This window comes from Maribacter chungangensis, from assembly GCF_042676845.1.
Classification (GTDB): Bacteria; Bacteroidota; Bacteroidia; order Flavobacteriales; family Flavobacteriaceae; genus Maribacter; species Maribacter chungangensis.
Window position 1 is genome coordinate 75,488 of record NZ_JBHTHY010000028.1, and the last position, 21,332, is coordinate 96,819.

Genomic DNA, 21,332 nt, shown 5'->3' on the forward strand with positions numbered 1-21,332 from the left:
GTTTCAATTTTTTATCCCAAATAATTGTGATGCAAACGCTAGCGTCTTTCTAAAGAAAAGAGGTTAAAGTTTAAAAACGCTTACATATCAATTATTGGTAAAAATACGGATTACTTGTTCTATTTTGGATTTCACTGCAGGCTTAAAATTTTCTTACTTTAGCAGGTAATGAAAAAACTAAAAGTTATAGAGCTTTTTGCCGGTGTAGGCGGATTTAGATTGGGACTGGAACAGGCAAAAAATTATGAAATTGTATGGAGCAACCAATGGGAACCCAGCACCAAGGCACAGCATGCTTCAATGGTGTACGAGGCGCGGTTTGGGGCCGAGAACCACAGTAACGAAGATATCTCGGAAGTGCCAACAGACGCTATTCCAGATGCCGATATGCTCGTAGGCGGATTTCCCTGCCAGGATTATTCCGTAGCTACCACCTTGCAGAACTCCAAAGGACTGATCGGTAAAAAAGGAGTCTTGTGGTGGAGCATCCATCGCATACTTTCCGAAAAGAAAAACCCGCCCAAATATCTATTTTTAGAAAATGTGGATCGTTTATTAAAATCGCCCTCCAACCAACGTGGCCGTGATTTTGCCATCATGTTAAAAAGTCTGGACGATTTAGGATATGCGGTAGAGTGGCGTGTCATAAACGCGGCAGATTATGGAATGCCCCAGCGACGACGGCGAATCTTTTTTGTAGGATATCACAAGACTACCCAAGCCTATAAAAAGCTAAAAAAATCAGATGCGTCTGAATGGATACATGAGGATGGTACCTTTGCTTTGGCCTTTCCCATAACACCCGACTCCTCCAATAGAAATACCTTTTCTATTACGGATGATTTGGTACAGCTTTCCGAAACTTTTAATAGGGGCAAAAAAGCCTCTCCTTTTGAAAATAACGGGGTTTTTATCAACGGGCAAGTGTTCACAGCAAAAACAACGGCTTCTTATGACGGACAACGGACCGTGCTGAAAAATATCCTCGAAACAAAAGCTATACCCGAAGAATTCTATATCTCTCCCGATGATTATCCAAAATGGGACTATTTAAAAGGTGCTAAAAAGGAGGTCCGCACTGCAAAAAGCGGTTTTCAATACAACTACAGTGAGGGCGGCATGATCTTTCCCGATGCCCTGGACAATGCCTCCAGAACGATTATTACAGGCGAAGGCGGTACATCTCCCTCGCGTTTTAAACACGTGGTCCAATACAACAAAAGACTCCGGCGGTTGACTCCGGTAGAACTGGAACGCCTGAATATGTTTCCGGACAACCATACCCAATTGGAGGGTATAAGCCCTACCAAACGAGCTTTTTTTATGGGAAATGCTTTGGTTGTTGGTGTGGTAGAAAAAATTGGAACAGCATTATATCACATTATTAATTCCTAATGTTTTGACCCTAAAAAGCACATTTAATGCTGATTTAAATAAAGAACAGCAACTTGCCGTGCTTTTAGACGCGTATTACACTAAACACTTAAAACACTACAATTTTGAACGTGTACGGGATAAAAAGAAACAGTTTAAAGGGATAGACCTTGTTCTGACCCATAAAAAAACGGGGAATAGTTATGCTGTAGACGAAAAGGCCCAACTGGATTATCTAAACGACGACTTACCCACGTTTGCGTTTGAGCTCTCCTATAAAAAAGCAGGTATTTTAAAGAAAGGATGGTTTTACGATCCAACAAAGAAAACAGAATTCTACTCCCTTATCACCGGAATATATACCGATGCCCCAAATACCTATACCAGCTGTAAAATAACCTTGGTAAACCGCGCTAAATTAATTGCCTTTTTAACGAACAAAGGTATTTCGGAAACATTATTAAAAAACACTGCAAAAACACATGAAACCAAACACGGAAAACTTAAACTAAAAGCGTTGAGCCATAGCACGGAGGGCTACCTTTATATTTCATCCAACAATAAAGCCGAAAAGCCGGTTAATTTAATTCTCCGTCTAGACTTTTTGCTACAAAACGGACTTGCGAAACGTTTGATTTAGGTTTGGTTTTGGACTAAATAGTCTGTGCTGTATATCTATATTCATTTTTAAAGCAATTTATAGATGTTTTGAAACAGTATACCGAAAAAATAACCAACCGCTTAAACAACATAAGGCCCTAAAACCGACCACAAGGTCTAAAAGCGTTCTTTCATCATTTCAATGAAGAGAGCTGAGTAAACTACGGGGGGCGAGCCCACGAGGCATTAAATAAGAAAACGATTTTTAATTTCGGGGCAAGTCTCGGAGTATCAAACCCTTTGGCGGTGACAATCAACTAATGTACTGTAAGTAAAATTATTAGCTGTACTAACATCTTTTTAAAGGTTAAGTTATTGTAAATCAGCATTAAAATTTGCTTTTATGCTATTTTTTAGTATCTTATTAGCTATGGTACAAGTAGACAAAACAGAAAATACAGCATTTTTAGAGAAATCGATTCAACATTTAGAAGCCACAGGGTTTGAGCATATCAAAGCGGATATGGAAGGCTATGAAACACCAAAATCCTTCATTAGAAAAGGAGCGGATTCAAAAATAACACCGGACATTGTAGCCATGAAAAATGGTAGAAAATATTTTTTCGAAATCAGTCTAAAATCCGAAAAACCAAGTTTGTTAAAATCTAAATGGTTGTTCTTGGACACCTTAAGCAGAATGCGATCCAATCGTTTTCGCATCATTACCACAAGAGGTCATTATAAATTTACGGATATGATGTTAGAGGACATTAATCTAAGTAATAAGACGCCTATAAAGATTTAAGATGTTCCTTAAAAGTTTCCAAACAATATAATATCCGCCATTGTCTTAAACCATCATATCATTTAAAATAAAGGTGTTTCCTCTGTAGAAACACCTATTTTACGGTAAAAATTTAAACTTTTTAGCATTACCTATCTTCTTCGATAAAGTCCAAGAACCAATTTCTATAATTTTATACATTCCATAAATCAAGTCAATTTTTTATATCAGAAATCCTCGATAGTGGGATTTAAAACTTATTTTTAGATGATTATGAACTATTGCTATGCTCTCGGAGAAGTAAACTACTCCGGGGCAAGCCCACGAAGCATTAAATAAGAAAACGATTTTTAATTTCGAGGCAAGCCTCGGAGTATCAAACCCTTTGGCGGTGCCAATAAAAACACAGCTCATGAAAATAAAACTATTCAGCTTTATGTCCGCTCTGCTAGCGAGCTCCTTACTAAGCACATCGGTTACTACTGCCAAGTCTTCTACCGAAAATAGCTTTTTAGGTATGTGGGGAATGGAAATAGAAAGTGGCGGTGTTGCTTGGCTGCATGTTCATGATTCCGAAGGTTTCTTAGACGGTGAACTTTTGTGGATAGGTGGCAGTGTGCTCCCTGTTTCCCATATCTATTTGGCAAATGATAACACCTTGGTGGTTACCCGTACCGATGAACAAGTGCATAACAAAGGAGATAAGGAAAAAGAACGTACACATATACGTACATGGACCTTACGTGTTACCAAAGTAGGCGATGGTATTACAGGTACCATGACAGGACCCTCTTGGGACGGAAATGGGGAGCAAGTAAGTCGTTTTACCGGAAAACGTATGCCAGCCATGGGTGCTGCACCAGATATATCCGCGATAAAATACGGAAAACCGATTACCTTGTTCAACGGTAAAAACATGAAAGGATGGAAACCTATAGACCCCAATAGACCTAATGGCTTTAAGGTCATGGATGGTGTTCTTCAAAACGATCCAGTTCAGCCAGAAAATGGAGACCATATTTATTATGGTAATTTACGTACAGAACAGGAGTTCGGTGATTTTAACCTTACTTTAGAAGTAAATGTTCCAGAAGGCAACAATAGCGGTATCTATCTTAGGGGTTTGTACGAAATACAGGTAGTGGATTCTTACGGTTCAGAAGTAGATAGCCATAATATGGGAGCGCTCTATAGCCGTATTACCCCAATTGAAGCTGCAGAAAAACCCGCTGGCGAATGGCAAACATTGGATATTACCTTAGTAGATCGTCATGTAACTGTGATTCTGAATGGTAAAACCATAATAGACAACCAACCTGTACACGGACCTACCGGAGGTGCCCTAAGTACCGATGTGCTTGCACCTGGACCTATATTTTTACAGGGCGACCATGGGAAGGTAGGGTATAGAAATATCGTGCTAACCCCAATCTTATAATAAAGCCAATCTTATTCCTTTATCATATTTATATGAGGAATACCATCTTCTAGGTATTCCGCTCCGGTCGGTTTAAATCCCAAAGAGTAATAAAATGTTATTAAATACTTTTGTGCGGAAATCCGTATGGTCGTTTCTTTAAATCGATCGTGGATTGCCCTAACGGATGCCCTCATGATATCCCTGCCATACCCATATTTTCTTTCCGAGGAATGTACGACGACACGGCCAATACTTGCTTCTTTAAAATAATAACCCGCATCAAATATACGAGTATAGGCAACTACGGCACCTCCTTTTGTTCCTATAACATGCAGGGCATCTTTATCCTTACCATCCAAATCTTGATACACACAATCCTGCTCCACAACAAAAACTTCGGTACGCAGTTTAAGAATACCATACAATTCTGTGGTAGTAAGTTCGTTAAATGATTTTACGATTATTTCCATCTTCAATCCTGTACAATTACTTCTTTGTTGTCACATTTCCCAAATTCTGGTTGAATGTTTACGTGGTTGATACCGTGATTGTGGTATAATTCTTCTTCTATTTCCTCTAGTATTACATCAAACTGTGATAGTCTAATATCCTCCGTAAAATCTATATGTGCCTCTAAATGTACTTCGTCCTCGTTCAACTGCCAAATATGTACGTGATGTACGTTTTTAACAGTCTCAATCTTTTTTATGGCTTCTACAATATGCTGCACCTGGATACTGTTGGGCGTAAATAGCATTAGCACCCTGGTAGCATCCTTTAAAAGGTCGTACCCCATGTAAATTAGATAGATAGCAATCGCCAAAGTTAAAACAGGATCCACCCAATACCATTTAAAATATAACATTAATAGGCCACCGATGAACACAGCTACGGAAGCCATCATATCTGTTAACAAGTGCAAATAGGCAGATTTCATATTCATATTGCTATTGGCATCTTTCTTTAATAACAGTACACTAAAACCATTACCTGCTATAGCTATCAATGAGAGCCAAATTACAAGACCGGATGCTATTTCCTGCGGATTAAAAAAACGCTCAACAGCCTCTTTTATCAATATAACGGCAACGATGATTAACGAAGCGGCATTCACAAAAGCGGCAATAATTTCTGCACGTTTATATCCAAAAGTTTTATTGGTCGATGCTTCTTTTTTTGATAGTACCGTGGCAACATAACTGATAATAAGCGATAGAACATCACTAAAATTATGAAGGGCATCGGACAAAAGGGAAAGACTACCGGAAAGCACCCCACCTATTACCTGTGCTACGGTAATAACGATATTAAGTAGTATGGAAATAATAAGGTTACGCCCCTTTAAATCTGGATGGGCATGTGAATGATGATGACCAGAATGCGAGTGTCCCATGTTTTTTTTGTAAAAGTAGGTTGTTTAGGATGCAACCCTATTGCATTCTTCACAAGTGCCATTGGCCAACATATATACCTTATCAATTTGAAAACGCCTGGCAGACTCGAAGACAGGTAAAGAAGTTACCGGAATACAATAAAGGTGTTCACATATACTACACTTAAGATGTGCGTGCCGGTGGGCATGATTATCCTTTATACAGTCTACTGTACATAAAGCATAATTTTTTACTCCATCATCTGTAACCACACTATGTAAAATCCCCTTTGATTCGAATACTTGCAATGTTCTAAAAATGGTGGATTTCTCCATAAAAAAAAGTTCTTGCGCAGCTGCATTCAATGTAAAGGCATTACTATTTCCTAAAAATAGGCGAAGTACCAAAACCCTATTGGATGTAGGAGTGATATTTGCTTTTGAAAGTAATATGTAGTCTGTATTTAGATGCATTTTATTAGCTACAGGGCATCTTTTCTATACGCCTTTCATGTCTACCGCCTTCAAATGCCGTGTTTAAAAAGGTCTTTACCATTTCCAAAGCTTGTGGGAGTGAAATAAAACGGGCAGGGAGACTTAAAATGTTGGCATCGTTATGTGATCTTGCCAATTCCACTATTTCTTTGGACCAACACAAGGCAGATCTAACCTTCTGATGTTTATTGGCCGTCATGGATGCACCATTTCCACTACCACATATAATAATACCGTAATCAACCGCACCATTTTCCACATCTTTTGCTACGGGATGTACAAAATCCGGATAATCTACACTATCCGTACCATCGGTACCATAATTTGTTAATGCTACATCCATGGATTTTAATAAACCAATAATCGCTAGTTTATATTCCGTACCTGCGTGGTCGTTACCAATTGCTATTTTCATACTATAATTTTAAGTTCGGTTAGATGGGGGTAACCAGCATCAAATGTACGATTTACAATAGTTCACTACAAGAAATAGACTATTCACAACTTTATATTTATATTGAAAAGTAATGGTTGTTTATTAGTGGTCTTATATTCTGGTTAACTATGTGTATAAGTGTTAATAACTATGGAATTTAAAATTTGCCAGTTATAATTCTATTTTGCTTAGTTTTTTTTCAATTAAAAAACTAAAAATTATTTAAGAACTAGTTACGTACTTCTAAGGTAAAAATACCCAACTAGTAAACATAAACTTCACATAAACTTATGAGTATTTTTATGTTTAAACGGGTTATCAACCACTACTAACAACTATTTTAAATTTCTGATTATCAAACTATTTTAGTATTGATAGAATGTGAACAAGTATTCGTATCTCATAAAATCAAGTAAATAGTTCTTTAGTTATACCAGCTATTAACACACTATAATAACCATCAATAATTTAATTTAATTTAAAAAAAAATGGAACGATATGATATTACTGTTGATAACCTTACAATTAATAATGTAAGCTTTAAATATCTCAAAAACGGTAGTGGAATATAATTCGTAATTTTCCAACAAATAAAAATTTTAATGTCAAAAAGAAATAAGAAATCAAGAAATCATAAAACAAATGAAATTACCAAAGGTATTTTTACGGTTTTAGAAAAAGAACCGACCAAAAGCTTTAATTATAAGCAGATTGCGGCAAAAATAGGTGTTACCCAAACACAGGATAGAAATACATTAATAAAAAGATTGGTTCAGTTAAAGGAGAAAAAGCGCATAAGAGAGATAGATAGAGGTAGCTATCAAATGCTCGAGGATACAAAAACCTATCATATAGGTGAAGTAGATATAACAGGAAGAGGTAATGCCTACATTGTTATTGAAGGTATGGATGATGATGTTTTTGTTCCTAATAATAAGATAAACAAGGCGTTTCATAAAGACCTTGTTGAAGTGTTCATATATCCTAGAAAGAAAGGAAAAAAACTTGAGGGAGAAGTACATAGGGTTTTAGAGCGAAATAAGACCAGTTTTGTGGGTATCGTAGACATGCAAAAAAACTTTGCCTTCGTTAGACCTACAGATTTTAGGATGTACACGGATATATTTGTATCTAACGATAAACTCAACGGAGCTCAAAATGGGGAAAAAGTAATCGTAGAGATTACCGATTGGCCAGATGATGTGGGTTCTCCTTTTGGTAAGATAACGGAGGTCTTGGGTAAACCTGGCGAACATCATACGGAAATCCATTCTATACTAGCGGAATATGGCCTACCTTATGAATTTCCAGTCGAAGTTGAACGTTTCGCAGATGAGCTAGATACCAGTATAAAACCTGATGAAATAAAGAAGCGTAGGGATATGCGGGAGGTTTTGACCTTTACCATTGATCCAAAAGATGCTAAGGATTTTGACGATGCGCTATCTTTTCAAACACTGTCTAACGGTAACTATGAAATTGGAATCCATATAGCGGACGTTTCACATTATCTGAAAGAGGGAACAGTGTTGGATGATGAAGCGTATGAAAGGGCAACTTCTGTGTATTTAGTAGATAGGGTAGTACCTATGTTACCCGAAGTATTGTCAAATAATGCTTGTTCTCTTCGTCCTAATGAAGAAAAATATACGTTCTCCGCTGTTTTTGAAATAGATAAAAAAGCACATGTGGTAAACGAATGGTACGGGAGAACGGTAACCAATTCCAACGAACGATTTGCTTATGAGGAAGCACAGCATATTATAGAATCGGGTAAGGGAAAAATATCGGATGATGTTAGTATTAGGGGTAGTGCATACACTGTGGACGATGCTGTAGTCCAAGCTACCTTAACTATGGATAGGCTTGCCAAAATTATGCGAGCTAAGCGTATGGACAAGGGTGCCTTGTCTTTCGATAAAGTAGAGGTTCGTTTTAACTTAAATGAAGATAATGAGCCAGTTAGTGTATACTTTAAAGAGGGAAAGGATGCCAACAAACTTATCGAAGAATTTATGTTGTTGGCAAATAGAAAAGTAGCCGAATTTATTGGGAAACAAAAAAAGACATTTATATACCGGATACATGATGATCCAAATGAAGATAAGTTAATGGCATTGAACGGTATAGTATCTCGTTTTGGTCATAAGCTGGATTTTAAGGACAAAAGATCCATTAGTGCTTCCCTAAATAAATTATTGGAGGATGTTAAAGGTAGAAAGGAGCAAAATTTGGTAGATACCCTTGCTATACGAAGTATGAGCAAAGCCGTATATACAGTACATAATATTGGTCACTATGGATTGGCATTTGATTACTACAGTCATTTTACATCACCTATACGAAGGTATCCGGATGTTATGGTACATCGATTGTTGCAGCATTATTTAGACGGTGGTAGTAGCGTTAAGGAAGAAGTTTACGAGCAAAAATGTAAGCATTCTTCAGATATGGAATATCTGGCATCCAGTGCCGAACGTGATTCCATTAAGTATATGCAGATCAAATTTATGCAAGACCATGACGATAAGGAGTTTGTTGGAGTAATCAGTGGTGTAACGGAGTGGGGTGTTTATGTAGAGATTATAGAGAACAAGTGCGAGGGAATGGTACGAATTAGTGACATCAAAGGAGATTATTATATCTTTGATGAGAAGGAATACGCCATTGTAGGTGAACGTACTAAAAAAACCTATCAACTTGGAGATGAGGTAATTGTTATGGTAAAGAATACGGATTTAATAAAAAGGCATTTGGATTTTTCGCTAATTGGCAAAAACGAATGATTGCCTTTGGAATGGATTTTGATTTACAATCTAGTGTAAATAAACACGTAAGGATAGGACTTATACCGGTATAAGTTTATCCTACTCATGAAAATAGACGAAATGAAACATTTTTTTATAGTGTGGTTTCTGTTCGGTCTTCAAGCGATTGTTGCACAGAGTAATGAAGTTACAATAACCTTGGACGATTTTAAAGAGCTTAAAGCGTTCGATGGATTATCAATTAAGCTGATAAGGTCAACGGAGAACAAGGCCGTAATTACAGGTGAAAGTACGGATAAGGTGGCTACCGTTAATAATGATGGGGTACTTAAAATACGAATGCAGATCGGTAAGATTTTTAGTGGCTATAAAACCTTTGTTACTCTGTATTATAAGAGTGAGTTAGTTGTGATCGATGTAAATGAGGATGCCAGGATAATAAGCGAGAATACTATTGAACAGGATATTCTTGAGTTGAAAGCGCAGGAAGGAGGAGAGATCAGTGTAACCGCAATCGTTGAGCAACTGTTAATTAAATCTGTATCTGGAGGTGTTATAGAAACTAGCGGTAGCGCTGAAGTCCAGGACGTGCAGATTAATACGGGAGGTATTTATGAAGGTAAAGACTTTAAGACCAAATTTTCAACGATTAATGTGAATGCGGGTAGTAGGGCCGAGGTTCATGCCAGTGATTATGTAAAAGTAAATGTAAAGGCTGGTGGGGAGGTGCTATTATATGGCAATCCGGCCAAGGTAGATGAGAAAACAGTATTCGGAGGGAATATAAAAAGAATGTAACATTTTATGTTTGAAGATATACAGGCAGCAATACCATTGGGCTTTCTCTTAAGCTTTATGATCGGACCTGTATTCTTTGTCTTATTGGAAACTAGTGCGCTTAAAGGATTTAGGGCCGCATTAAGTTTTAATATAGGCGTAATCATTGCCGATATTTTATTTATTATAGCTGCATACTTTAGTAGTTACCAGTTGTTGGAAAATTTGAGCAATCAACCGGGCTTGTATGTGTTCGGTGGTGTAATTTTATTGGTTTATGGGATTACAACCTTTTTTAAAAAGGGCGTTAAAACAGGAACGGATACACCAATTAAAGCTACGAAGGGAGATTATTTAGGACTTTTATTAAAAGGATTCTTGCTTAATTTCATAAATATTGGTGTTCTTGTTTTTTGGTTGGGCGTGATTATCATTGTTGGTCCTTCTTTGGATAACGAACCACTGCGAATTCGCCTATTTTTTGCTACTATGTTAGGGGCTTATTTTGTTACCGATTTGTTTAAAATTTTATTGGCGAAACAGTTAAAACGTAAATTAACCTATGACCGTATTCGTTTGGTTAAAAAAGGAATCGGTATAATTTTGGTAATTTGTGGTATTGTACTGATTATTAAAGGATTCCTTCCCAAGGACCAGTTTACCTTAGAGCAAGGTATTGAGCAGATAGAAGGAATTAGGGAATAAAAAACCCGACATGATTGCCGGGTTAGTAAAAAATTAGATAATGGTTTCAGTACTAGTTTTTATACTTATCATTTAACATTTTAACCACTTCGTCTGTCAAATCGTTTGCTTCTTTACCATAAAGCACGCTACCGCCTTCACCACCACCTAGAATATAGCTATAGCCGTTTGCCTTACCGTAGGCTTCTACCTCTTTTTTAACATGGCTTATAACACTGTCCATTTGTACTTGTCCTTCGGATTGAAGCTGTTGGTCCTCTTGTTGTAACTGTTGTCCGATAATTTGGCCTTTCTGTTGAAACGCAGCATACTCTTCTTGTGCTTTCTGCTGCGGCATGGTCTGGGCCTTGGCTTGAAATGCCTGAGCCTCTAATTGAAATGCCTGTGAAATACTATCTCTTTTTTTATTAAGGGCTTCTGCCTTTATTTTAAATTGAGCTTCCACATCGATTTTTTCTTGATAGTCGTTCATTAATTTAACGTTATCAACAAAACCGATTTTTTCTTGTTGGCAGGAAACTATGGTTAAGAATACCAAACCAAGGATAATTTTTTTCATGTTTTTTATTTTATAGTAGCGCAAAAGTAACAAAGTTTTTAAAAGGACTTTGTTATTTATTGTTTTATGTAGAAGGGAGTAAGTTTTAAAAATGATGTATATAGATATTTATAATCATTAAATAATATAGTATAGTTTTTAATTATATCTTTTAAAGCTTTCTAAATAGCTGTAAGGATGTTTTGTAATTAAATCAAGTACTTATTAAGCATAGTGTCGTTGAGTAGCGTAGAACGGCTTTAAATGGAAATTAAGCTTTTCGGAGGATGTATATATGGGAGGAATACTCTTTTGAACGTAAACCTTTAATATTGGACATACAACCGTTTATAAAAGCTTTAAGATAGTTTGTTTTTCCGGTCTTATATTTTTCGGACAAAAGGGATACATAAAATGAATCGAATAGCATGGGTTTTGTTTCAAGTAGGTCAAATCCATAAGGGGTAAAAATTTGTAATATAGATTTTTTGGAGAAGTGCCAGAGGTGGCGGGGTACATCATAGGCCGCCCAATATTCTTTGTACAGTTTTGCATCATAGGAACGGTAGTTGGGTACGGCAACGATTAAAATTCCTTGAGTTTTTAGAAGTTCGTTGATTGTGGTTATTTGTTCTTGAAGATCTGGGAGATGTTCTAAAACATGCCATAAGGTTATGATGTCATAAGTATTTTTAGAAAGGTCCTTCATACTTTCCTTTAGTATGATACCCTTCGTTTTAGCATTGGTTCGTGCTAGTTGATTTGGTTCTACACCATCGATTCGCCAGTTGTGTTGTTTTGCCGTTAAAAGGAAATCTCCAGTTCCTGCACCTATATCTAAAAGATATCCTTGCTTGTCTACGAAACGGTTGATTAGGTTTATTTTCTTTTTAAGACTGTAATTTTTGACAAAAAGGTATATACGATCTATTAAGGTTTTCGGTTTGTCGGAGTGAGAAATATAGGACTCGCTTTGATAATACTTTTCTAAATTTTGTGGTATTGGTTGGGTGATGAGCATGTCGGTCGTCTCATCTTTTACAAGCGTGAATTCTTCTTGCGAATAGAAATAATCTCTAGTGTTTAGGTAAGGTTTCATTCTATAATCGGTAGTACTTGATTAGTCCAGCTAAGATAGAGTTTTGTAATGTGAAGTATAATTTCTGGGAAACGTTTATTTATTTTAAAAATAGTTGTATAGAGTATTGAGGCTATAAGACTTTATATTTAACTATAATTTTAGTTGATAATATTAGGGAGGGTGATGGATTATGAATGTCAATGATAAAACACGCTTTTGAGCAAGAACAGGTTTTATTAAGGCTGAGTTTGGGCATAAATGAAGTGATTGTAATATTGGTGAGTGAATAAGCACACCGATGGTTGTGATTGAAAAGTTAGAATTGTTCCACGTGGAACAATATCATATTAGCGTCCTAGGTATACTAAAAGAACGCTGATATCACTTGGTGTAACACCGCTTATCCTTGATGCTTGTGAAATAGTTACCGGCTGGATAGCGGTCATTTTTTCACGGGCTTCAAAGGATAATGATTTTAGTTTACTATAGTCAAAGCCAGCAGGAATTTTCACGTTTTCCAAACGGTGAAGTTTATCCGCATTCACTTTTTCTTTAGCAATGTAACCAGCGTATTTCACCTGAACCTCTGTCTGTTCCAAAACCTCGTTGTCAATTTGTTGTTCCTTTACAAAAGTGGCAACAGGTGCAAGACTTAACATGTGTTCCATCGTTACTTTTGGTCTTGAAAATGACTTATACATTTTATCGGACTGTTTAACGGTTGCGGAACCTACACTTTCTAGAATAGGGTTTATATCCTCTGGGAGTACACTTGTTTGTTTAAAAAAGTCGACAAAAGATTCAGATTTTGAAAGTTTTTCTTCCATCCGTTTTAATCTAGCATTTGAGGCTAGGCCTATTTCATGACCCATTGGTGTGAGCCGTAGATCTGCATTGTCTTGTCGTAAAAGGGTTCGGTATTCGGCCCTTGACGTAAACATTCGGTAGGGTTCTTCGGTTCCTTTAGTAATAAGGTCGTCTATAAGCACGCCAATATACGCTTCATCACGCTTAAGAATAAAGGGTTCTTTTTCGTTTATTTTAAGGTGCGCATTAATACCGGCCATAAGTCCTTGGGAAGCGGCTTCTTCATAACCCGTAGTTCCATTTATTTGTCCGGCGAAATACAGATTGTCGATGAGTTTTGTTTCGAGGGTATGTTTCAGCTGTGTAGGGGGAAAATAATCATATTCAATAGCATAACCCGGTCTAAAGAACTTAACCTTTTCAAAACCTACAACCGAGCGAAGCGCTTTAAACTGTACATCTTCAGGTAGTGATGTTGAAAATCCGTTAACATAAACTTCTACAGTATCCCATCCTTCCGGTTCAATGAACATTTGGTGGCTATCCTTGTCTGCGAATCGATGAATTTTATCTTCAATAGAAGGGCAATACCTAGGTCCAATACTTTGTATCCTTCCATTGAACATGGGCGACCTGTCAAATCCCTCGCGAAGAAGATCGTGGACTAACGCACTAGTATGTGTCATGTGACAGTCACGCTGTGTTTTTAAAATAGGTGTATTGGTATAAGAAAATTTTTCTGGTTTCACATCGCCAGGTTGCACTATCATTTTAGAATAATCTAAAGAACGCCCATCAACTCTCGGCGGCGTACCGGTTTTCATTCTACCGCTCTCAAAGCCAAAAGAAGTCAATTGCTCGGTGATACCCGTAGAGCCCTTCTCTCCCGCTCTACCACCACCAAATTGTTTTTCGCCAATATGAATTAAACCATTCAGAAAGGTGCCGTTGGTCAACACTACTGCTTTACTTTTAATGTCTATGCCCAATGAAGTACGTACACCGATAATTTTATCACCATCCACCAGCAGACCAGATACCATTTCTTGATAAAAATCAACATTTGGTGTGCGTTCCAACATCAAACGCCATTCTTCCGCAAAACGCATGCGATCGTTTTGGGCCCTGGGGCTCCACATGGCAGGCCCCTTGGATTTGTTCAGCATCTTGAACTGGATGGCGGATTTGTCGGTAACAATTCCGCTATAACCACCAAGCGCATCGATCTCACGTACAATCTGACCCTTGGCGATACCACCCATTGCGGGATTACAGGACATTTGTCCTATAGTTTGCAAATTCATGGTAACGAGCAGTGTTTTAGAACCCATATTAGCTGCAGCCGCTGCTGCTTCAGCACCTGCATGCCCACCCCCTACTACTATTACGTCGTAATTTTCTCCAAACATAAGCTTAGTGTTCCACGTGGAACATTTTTATTTTCTCATCTTCTTTGGTCCGCATCTCAAGGATGTGCTCGGCATCTTTGTCCTTGTATTCCATTAAGTGCAATAATCCGTGTGCCATTACGCGAAGTAATTCTTCTTTTAGGGATACGGTATAACTTTCGCTATTTTCTCTTACCCTTTCTATGGAAATAAAAATATCCCCAGAAAGCACTTTTCCTGTTGTATAATCAAAGGTGATGATGTCGGTATAATCATCATGCTGTAAATATTCTTGGTTGATGTTCAATAAATAGGTGTCGTCACAAAAAATATAATTCAAATCACCTAATGAATATCCCTCGGATGCACACACGTTTTGAATCCAACTTAGGTACGCTCCTTCACCGTCCAGTTTAAAATCGGTTTCATAATGGAAATCAATCATCACCCTTAAAATATGCTTTTACCTTGTTCTGAAAATTTTGGCGCAAAGGTAAGGCTTGTCTGTTTAAAATCTCCACCTCGTTTCTATAATTCTCTAATAACGAGGGTTTAGTGGTAATGGGGTTGGTAAAGTCCATTTGATTGGCATTGCTTTCCCGTTCGGACTTTTTTCCTTGCTTTAAGGCAGCATTTTCCAGCTTCAATAATTCGTACTGTATGGTATTGGCTTTGTTAATCGTGCGTTGCGTAATACCGTTTTCCAATAGGTCGTTCTCAAAGTCTTCCATTTGTCGCACCAGTTTTTCCCCTAATTTACGGTCGCCCGTATTGATCAAATTTTCTAATTGCTTTTCTAGCTCTTGGCGGATGCGCTGCTGCTCTTGATATATTTCATAGATTTCTTGGAGTTCCGCCTCGGACAATCCTTTTCCGTTTCCGCCGCTGTCACCGTCACCGTTTCCACTGCCTTGGCCTTTTCCGTTTTCACCACGTTGTCCGCCTTTTCCTTCCCCTTTACCTTCTCCGTTCTCACCCTTGCCCTCTTTGCCTTCTTGCCCATTTTCACCACCTTGGCCCTGTTGTCCTTGTTCCCCTTCATTTCCTTTTTGTCCTTGTTCCCCTTCTTTTCCCTCCGAACCTTGTTGTCCTTCCTCACCTTCTTTGCCCATTTTCTCGCCTAAAGATTGCTGGCCTTTAATGATGTCGGGTAGTTGAAAGTCTTGGTCGCCATCACCTTCGCCCTGCCCAGGCTGCATGCTTTGGTTCATGTTTTCCAAAACGTTGGCCAAGAAATCCGCCAAACTATTTGCGGCCGTAAGCACATATTTTTGATATGACACTCCTTGGTACATTTGGCCTTCTGCCATGCTTTCCAAAGATTTGTCTATGTTGTAATATACCTCGGTAATCTGTTCGTTTACAAATTCGGACAGCTCCGCTTGGCGAAGGGAAAGGCTAAAAAGGCTATCGTCTACATGCGCAAAAAGACCGCGTAATTCGTTCTGGTCGCGTACGGTTGCGCCGTATTGGGAAACATCTTCTGGATCCTGCACGCTCAGCTTATCAAAAAGTGTTTCTTGTTTAAAGGAGAAAATTATCAAGTTATCCAAAATTTGGCGCAGCATTTCGGCATCTTCGGCCACTGATGAACCCCCACCTCCGCTAGAGGAAGATTTGCTTAAAGCCTCGCTCAATTCCTTCATTTTTTGTGCCGCCGATTTCTGGTTCTTCTTGGCACTGGATGCGTTTTGTTCCATCTTTTCGGTGTCCGAAGACTGTTCGTTACCTTGGTGTTTTTTTATTTCCTCCAAGGCTTTTTGCTGGTTCTCACGTACACCTTGCTTTTTGTCCTCGTTAATGTTTAGAGCTATCGGTTTTTGAAGCTCTTGGTTGTCATTTTGCAACTCCTCTAGTTCTTTGGCAAGTTTTTCAAAACTTTGGTTTAACTTCTTCTGTTCCTTTTCTGAAAAATCTTGGCTAATATTAAGGTCCGAAAGTATCTCCTGCCGTTCCGCCAGTTTCTCCAAGTCCTTTGCCAACTGTGCCGCTTTTTCGGTTACGTAATACCGTTTGGTCAGCTCCACCAATTGTTCAAGGCTCCGTTGGGAATTTTTTTGTTTTTTAGCGACTTCCTCCAGTCTTTTTGTTAGTTCTTCCTTATTAATTTTGTCGGCGATCTTGTTTAGTTCTTCCAGTAGCTTTTCGTTCTTACGGGCTTCCAGTTCTTGGCGCTCCAAACGCTCTTGTAAGAGCTGGTTCAGTTTGTCGTCCTTATCGCTTTTGTTCAGGTTTTCCTTAAGTTCCTTGCTAAATTTTTGCATTAGTTCCTCTTGCCGCTCCTGTTTTTTTAGAAAATCCTTTACCTGGTTTTTATCGTTGAAGTTTAAGTTGTTCTTTTCTTTCTGTTCATCGTTCAATTTTTGGAGCGCATCTTCCTGTTCCTTAGCTTTTTCCAAGGTGTTGTCTAGATTATCAATTAGCTGCTGTTTTGATTCTAACTCCCTGTTTTTCAATTGATTATCATCTAAATGAACAGGCTTAAACACCTGACTTTTAACTGTTTTGCCCTTGCGAAGGCCGTCATTATCGGTCACTAAAAAATAAAATTCATAGTCTTTTGAGGGCTCCAATGCCAATCCGGAGGGGAAGGTATAATAGAACTGGGTAAAATTGCTTTTCCCCTCGGTGATGGAGATACGCGAAGTAGATTCGGCATCGGTGACGTCATAATAGACCAAGTCTACTTTAGACACTCCATAGTCATCCGCAGCCTCACCGGAATAATAGGAAACATTGGGATTTAACGAATCCAGTACCTGCAGCACGTTCACTGTGGGATATTCATCCTTGATTACTTTAAAGGCATAATCCAATTTTTCATAATCGCTAACATTACTGTTCGATGTCGTTAGTTGGTAACCTAAATCCGAATATACCCGCTTGGAAAGTTCAAAGGCATTGGCCTTTTTTGCGAAATTAAGTGTCGTGTCAGTAGTAATCAATCGGATATTTTCCGTGTCGGCTCCCGTAATCTGCCACGTTACTTTGGTGCCTTCGGGCATCAGGGCGTTCCCTGTACTTTTAAGGGTTTCGTTGGGTTTGTTCAAATACGCCGGATAATCCAGATTAATGTTAAAGTCTACGATAGCAGGAGCCTTTAGCGCCTTAAGCCGGTATTCCCTGGAGCGTACATCGTTACCCTTAAAGCTAAAAGACCAGGAGTTTACGGGCGGATTAAGTGTATATTGATAGCCATCACCGGTCTCCTGCAATAAAATTTCTTTTCCGTCCATCACCAGGTATACATTTTCCGGTTTCATAGCACCCATGGTAGTGACCTTAAAGGTGAAGGGTTCACTTTCCATCACGGTCAGGTTCTTGGACAACAATTCAAACTGAAAAGGAGCAGGCGGCTCATAGGCCAAATCATAATTAACCACCCGTTCATACGAACCAAAAAAGGAATTCCAGTTTCCCGACACCCACACCAAACCGACCAAAAGCAGCGGAATTACAGTGTATTTACCATAGCGCAAAGCATCACTGTAGGTAATGGCGTTGGAGAACGGAACAGGGTTCAGCTGCTTCGATCGCTGCTCTATACTGGCCAGCAACAATTCCGACTGTTCCTGACTTTCTGCTAGGTCCAATAGATTGTAGAGCTTGTCCCCTACCTGCGGAAAGTGTTTGCCTATTTGCACGGCCGCATCTTTTGGAGTAATTCCCTTTTTTATCTTTAACAGATAAAAAAGCGGAGTAAGGATATAGGTAAAGAGCAGAAAAGTCTCCGTGGCTATAAAAAGTAACAAGAGCAAGAACCGCCCCGTTGAGTTTAACCACAAGGCATATTCCACACCCATGACAACCAAAAAGAAAAGCAGGCCAAAAGCAAGGAACAGCAGTACGCCCTTAATCAATTTTTGTGTATAATGCTTGCGGATGAACTCGTTTAGTTTATCCAGTATGTGGTTATAAATGCCCAATTTGAACTATATTTAATACCAAGATACCTTTTATTCAATTTTTCAATTAGAAAATAGTGTTAAAAGCGACGTTATGAAAGACTTAAAGTACCTCGCGGCCCTTAGTTTACCTTTATCTGCAATGATTAGTTTCTATTTTAAGGAACATTGGAGTTTTTTTACCCCAATTTATGCTTTTGTCATCATCCCAATTTTAGAATTACTGTTGCCTCACGACACCAGTAATCTGGAAGGCGAGGAGCGGGAGGAAAAAACGAAAAGCAAATTGTTCGATTGGATGCTCTATTTTAACCTGCCCTTGGTTTTTGGATTTCTGGGTTTCTTGCTTTGGGACGTGTCCAACCACACGTATCAAACGTACGAATTGGTAGGTTTGGTATTGTCCATGGGCATTGTTTTGGGCACCAATGGCATAAATGTTGCCCATGAATTGGGGCACCGCAACAACCAAGCACAACGTACCCTGGCAAAACTACTTTTACTACCCTCCCATTATATGCATTTTTATATTGAACACAACTTCGGACACCATGCCCACGCGGCCACTGCGGAAGACCCTGCAACGGCACGCCTTAACCAATCGGTATATTCGTTTTGGCTTACCTCTACAATAAGGCAATACGGGAGTGCTTGGAAACTTCAAAGGCAGCTTTTAAAACGGGACCAACTCCCCTTCCTGTCCATCAAAAACGATATGCTTTGGTATACCCTAATACAAACGGGATACCTTGTAACCGTTTTCTTTGTTTTTGGCGCACTAGGCTTGCTTATTGCCTTCTGTTCCGGTGTCGTAGGGTTTTTAATGTTGGAAACCGTAAACTATATAGAGCATTACGGATTGATGCGCAAAAAATTACCCTCTGGCCGTTACGAACGCGTACGGGAGGTGCATTCCTGGAATAGCAACCATGTCATCGGGCGCATCGTGTTGTATGAGTTGACACGCCACAGCGATCATCATTTTAAATCCTCTAAAAAATATCAGATACTGGACTATTATGATATTTCCCCTCAGATGCCTTACGGATATCCCACCTCCATGGTACTTTCCTTTATACCGCCCCTATGGTTTAAGTTGATGAATCCTCGGATTCCTAAGGAAATGGTATTGGCCGCATAGGTTTTTGTTTAAAAACTACTCGGATTTCTGATTACCCTACACTTTCCTACTCCTAGCGCATACACTATCTTTGTGTTTCAATTTTTAGTTATGAGTCAGAAAGTTCGTGTTCGTTTTGCCCCCAGTCCTACAGGCCCCCTGCATATAGGAGGTGTTCGCACGGCATTGTTCAATTACTTGTTCGCCAAGCAACACGGCGGCGATTTTATTTTACGCATAGAGGATACCGATCAAAACAGGTATGTGGAAGGTGCCGAAAAGTATATTGTAGAAGCATTGGATTGGTGTGGGGTTGTATTTGATGAAAGCCCGGAAAAACCGAAGGAAAATTTTGGACCTTACCGACAAAGCGAACGCAAACATTTGTATAAGGCGTACGCCGATGAACTTGTTGAAAAAGGGAAAGCCTATTATGCCTTTGATACGGCTGAAAAGTTGGATTTTCACCGAAAAGACCATGAGGCAAAGGGAAAGACCTTTATCTATAATTGGCATAACCGGTTAAAGCTGGACAATTCTCTTTCCCTGATGCCCCAAGAGGTTGAAAAACGTTTGGCATACGGACAGGATTATGTAGTTCGATTTTTAACTCCGCCGGATGAGAAAGTACACCTTAAGGATATCATTAGGGGAAATATGGAAATAGATTCCAATGTGCTGGACGATAAGGTCTTGTACAAGAGTGACGGCATGCCCACCTATCACTTGGCGAATATCGTAGACGACCATTTGATGGAAATTACCCATGTCATCCGAGGCGAGGAATGGTTACCGTCCTTGGCGCTTCACCAACAATTGTACGATGCGTTTGGCTGGCAAGCACCGCAATTTGCCCACTTGCCCTTAATCATGAAACCTGTAGGTAAAGGCAAGCTAAGCAAGCGTGATGGCGAGAAAGGGGGTTTTCCTGTATTTCCGTTGTCATGGAACGAATCCGTAGGATATAGGGAGGCGGGCTATTTCCCCGAGGCGGTCGTTAATTTCTTGGCATTATTGGGCTGGAACCCAGGAACGGAACAAGAATTATTTAGCTTATCGGAACTTATAGAAACCTTCTCCTTAGCGCGTGTAAACAAGTCGGGCGCACGCTTTGATCCGGACAAGACCAAGTGGTACAATCAGCAGTATATGCAAATGAAGAGCAATGCGGACTTGGCCAAATCATATCGGTTGGAGTTGGAAAGCCATGCGGACATCCCCGAAAATAGGCGCACGACGGACTACATAGAACAAGTGGTTGGTTTGATTAAGGAACGTGCTACCTTCGTTTCCGATTTTTGGGAACTGAGCGATTATTTCTTTGTCGCCCCATCAACCTATAACGAAAAGGCGGTGAAGAAACAGTGGAAAGACGGCACCTCAGAAATCATGTCACGCTTATTGGATATTTTAAAAACTCAGAGCGATTTTTCTTCACAACCTTTGGAAACGAACGTAAAAGCTTGGATTACGGATGCCGAACTCTCCTTTGGAAAAGTAATGCCGCCCTTGCGTTTAGTGCTGGTAGGCGATATGAAAGGCCCGCACATTTTTGATATTATGGCTATGATCGGTAAGGAAGAAAGCATAGGCCGAATACAAAAAGCGATCGAAACGTTGGGTTGATTATCCTAGTGCACTTTTATTTTTAGCTAATTTATTTCCCAATAGCACATTTTACAATAAACCATAGCCTTGCGCTTTCTTTTGAAGGGGCAAGGCTATGTTGTCTTAATCAAAATTGAATCGTTTTAAAACGCGT

General features: G+C 39.1%; 18 protein-coding genes. 9 read left to right on the forward strand and 9 right to left on the reverse strand.

Going from position 1 to position 21,332, the window contains the following annotated elements:
* Positions 1 to 168 precede the first annotated feature (168 nt).
* From dcm to ACFQZJ_RS19575, 4 genes are all read left to right on the forward strand, one after another.
* Positions 169 to 1,395 carry a DNA (cytosine-5-)-methyltransferase gene (gene dcm / locus ACFQZJ_RS19560; protein ID WP_379936663.1) on the forward strand — a complete coding sequence of 409 codons (1,227 nt, stop codon included), beginning with the start codon at positions 169 to 171 and terminating at the stop codon, positions 1,393 to 1,395.
* 4 nt (positions 1,396 to 1,399) lie between these two features.
* A complete protein-coding gene (locus ACFQZJ_RS19565) occupies positions 1,400 to 2,014 on the forward strand; it encodes a hypothetical protein (RefSeq protein ID WP_379936664.1) in 615 nt (204 codons plus the stop codon).
* A 390-nt stretch (positions 2,015 to 2,404) separates the two neighbouring features.
* The gene (locus tag ACFQZJ_RS19570; protein WP_379936693.1) at positions 2,405 to 2,779 is read left to right on the forward strand and encodes a hypothetical protein; all 375 of its coding nucleotides are present in this window, start codon (positions 2,405 to 2,407) and stop codon (positions 2,777 to 2,779) included.
* Between the two features lie 391 nt (positions 2,780 to 3,170).
* On the forward strand, positions 3,171 to 4,196 hold the full coding sequence (locus ACFQZJ_RS19575) for a 3-keto-disaccharide hydrolase (protein ID WP_379936665.1): 1,026 nt from the start codon (positions 3,171 to 3,173) through the stop codon (positions 4,194 to 4,196).
* Between the two features lie 11 nt (positions 4,197 to 4,207).
* Here ACFQZJ_RS19575 and ACFQZJ_RS19580 read toward each other — a convergent pair whose 3' ends face one another.
* The 4 genes from ACFQZJ_RS19580 to ACFQZJ_RS19595 are packed head-to-tail and all read right to left on the reverse strand — an operon-like array spanning position 4,208 to position 6,460.
* Positions 4,208 to 4,648, reverse strand: coding sequence for a GNAT family N-acetyltransferase (locus ACFQZJ_RS19580; RefSeq protein WP_379936666.1), 441 nt, complete (start codon positions 4,646 to 4,648; stop codon positions 4,208 to 4,210).
* Between the two features lie 2 nt (positions 4,649 to 4,650).
* On the reverse strand, positions 4,651 to 5,571 hold the full coding sequence (locus ACFQZJ_RS19585) for a cation diffusion facilitator family transporter (protein ID WP_379936667.1): 921 nt from the start codon (positions 5,569 to 5,571) through the stop codon (positions 4,651 to 4,653).
* Positions 5,572 to 5,595: 24 nt separating this feature from the next.
* Complete coding sequence (locus ACFQZJ_RS19590; protein WP_379936668.1) at positions 5,596 to 6,024, reverse strand: Fur family transcriptional regulator; 429 nt, start codon at positions 6,022 to 6,024, stop codon at positions 5,596 to 5,598.
* 4 nt (positions 6,025 to 6,028) lie between these two features.
* Complete coding sequence (locus ACFQZJ_RS19595) at positions 6,029 to 6,460, reverse strand: RpiB/LacA/LacB family sugar-phosphate isomerase (protein ID WP_379936669.1); 432 nt, start codon at positions 6,458 to 6,460, stop codon at positions 6,029 to 6,031.
* A gap of 623 nt (positions 6,461 to 7,083) precedes the next feature.
* On the opposite strand from ACFQZJ_RS19595, the gene rnr reads away from it, so the two are divergent.
* From rnr to ACFQZJ_RS19610, 3 genes are all read left to right on the forward strand, one after another.
* Positions 7,084 to 9,267, forward strand: coding sequence for a ribonuclease R (rnr, locus tag ACFQZJ_RS19600; protein ID WP_379936670.1), 2,184 nt, complete (start codon positions 7,084 to 7,086; stop codon positions 9,265 to 9,267).
* Positions 9,268 to 9,369: 102 nt separating this feature from the next.
* Positions 9,370 to 10,047, forward strand: coding sequence for a head GIN domain-containing protein (locus ACFQZJ_RS19605; RefSeq protein ID WP_379936671.1), 678 nt, complete (start codon positions 9,370 to 9,372; stop codon positions 10,045 to 10,047).
* 6 nt (positions 10,048 to 10,053) lie between these two features.
* Positions 10,054 to 10,731 carry a LysE family translocator gene (locus ACFQZJ_RS19610; RefSeq protein ID WP_379936672.1) on the forward strand — a complete coding sequence of 226 codons (678 nt, stop codon included), beginning with the start codon at positions 10,054 to 10,056 and terminating at the stop codon, positions 10,729 to 10,731.
* A gap of 52 nt (positions 10,732 to 10,783) precedes the next feature.
* On the opposite strand, the gene ACFQZJ_RS19615 is transcribed toward ACFQZJ_RS19610, so the two are convergent.
* From ACFQZJ_RS19615 to ACFQZJ_RS19635, 5 genes are all read right to left on the reverse strand, one after another.
* Positions 10,784 to 11,290: an OmpH family outer membrane protein gene (locus ACFQZJ_RS19615; RefSeq protein WP_379936673.1), complete on the reverse strand. Its 507-nt coding sequence runs from the start codon at positions 11,288 to 11,290 to the stop codon at positions 10,784 to 10,786.
* A 250-nt stretch (positions 11,291 to 11,540) separates the two neighbouring features.
* The gene (locus tag ACFQZJ_RS19620; RefSeq protein WP_379936674.1) at positions 11,541 to 12,368 is read right to left on the reverse strand and encodes a class I SAM-dependent methyltransferase; all 828 of its coding nucleotides are present in this window, start codon (positions 12,366 to 12,368) and stop codon (positions 11,541 to 11,543) included.
* A gap of 329 nt (positions 12,369 to 12,697) precedes the next feature.
* On the reverse strand, positions 12,698 to 14,566 hold the full coding sequence (gene mnmG, locus ACFQZJ_RS19625; protein ID WP_379936675.1) for a tRNA uridine-5-carboxymethylaminomethyl(34) synthesis enzyme MnmG: 1,869 nt from the start codon (positions 14,564 to 14,566) through the stop codon (positions 12,698 to 12,700).
* 4 nt (positions 14,567 to 14,570) lie between these two features.
* Positions 14,571 to 14,990 (reverse strand): rRNA maturation RNase YbeY, encoded by a 420-nt coding sequence (gene ybeY, locus ACFQZJ_RS19630; protein ID WP_379936676.1) that lies wholly within the window; start codon positions 14,988 to 14,990, stop codon positions 14,571 to 14,573.
* Positions 14,983 to 18,471 (reverse strand): hypothetical protein, encoded by a 3,489-nt coding sequence (locus ACFQZJ_RS19635; protein WP_379936677.1) that lies wholly within the window; start codon positions 18,469 to 18,471, stop codon positions 14,983 to 14,985. The genes ybeY and ACFQZJ_RS19635 overlap by 8 nt, the downstream gene beginning before the upstream one ends.
* Positions 18,472 to 18,544: 73 nt before the next feature.
* Here ACFQZJ_RS19635 and ACFQZJ_RS19640 point away from each other — a divergent pair, with 73 nt between their 5' ends.
* Both ACFQZJ_RS19640 and gltX read left to right on the forward strand, forming a co-directional pair.
* Entirely contained in the window at positions 18,545 to 19,591 is a 1,047-nt protein-coding gene (locus tag ACFQZJ_RS19640) for an alkane 1-monooxygenase (RefSeq protein WP_379936678.1), read from the forward strand.
* 90 nt (positions 19,592 to 19,681) lie between these two features.
* Entirely contained in the window at positions 19,682 to 21,196 is a 1,515-nt protein-coding gene (gene gltX / locus ACFQZJ_RS19645; RefSeq protein WP_379936679.1) for a glutamate--tRNA ligase, read from the forward strand.
* Positions 21,197 to 21,332 lie beyond the last annotated feature (136 nt).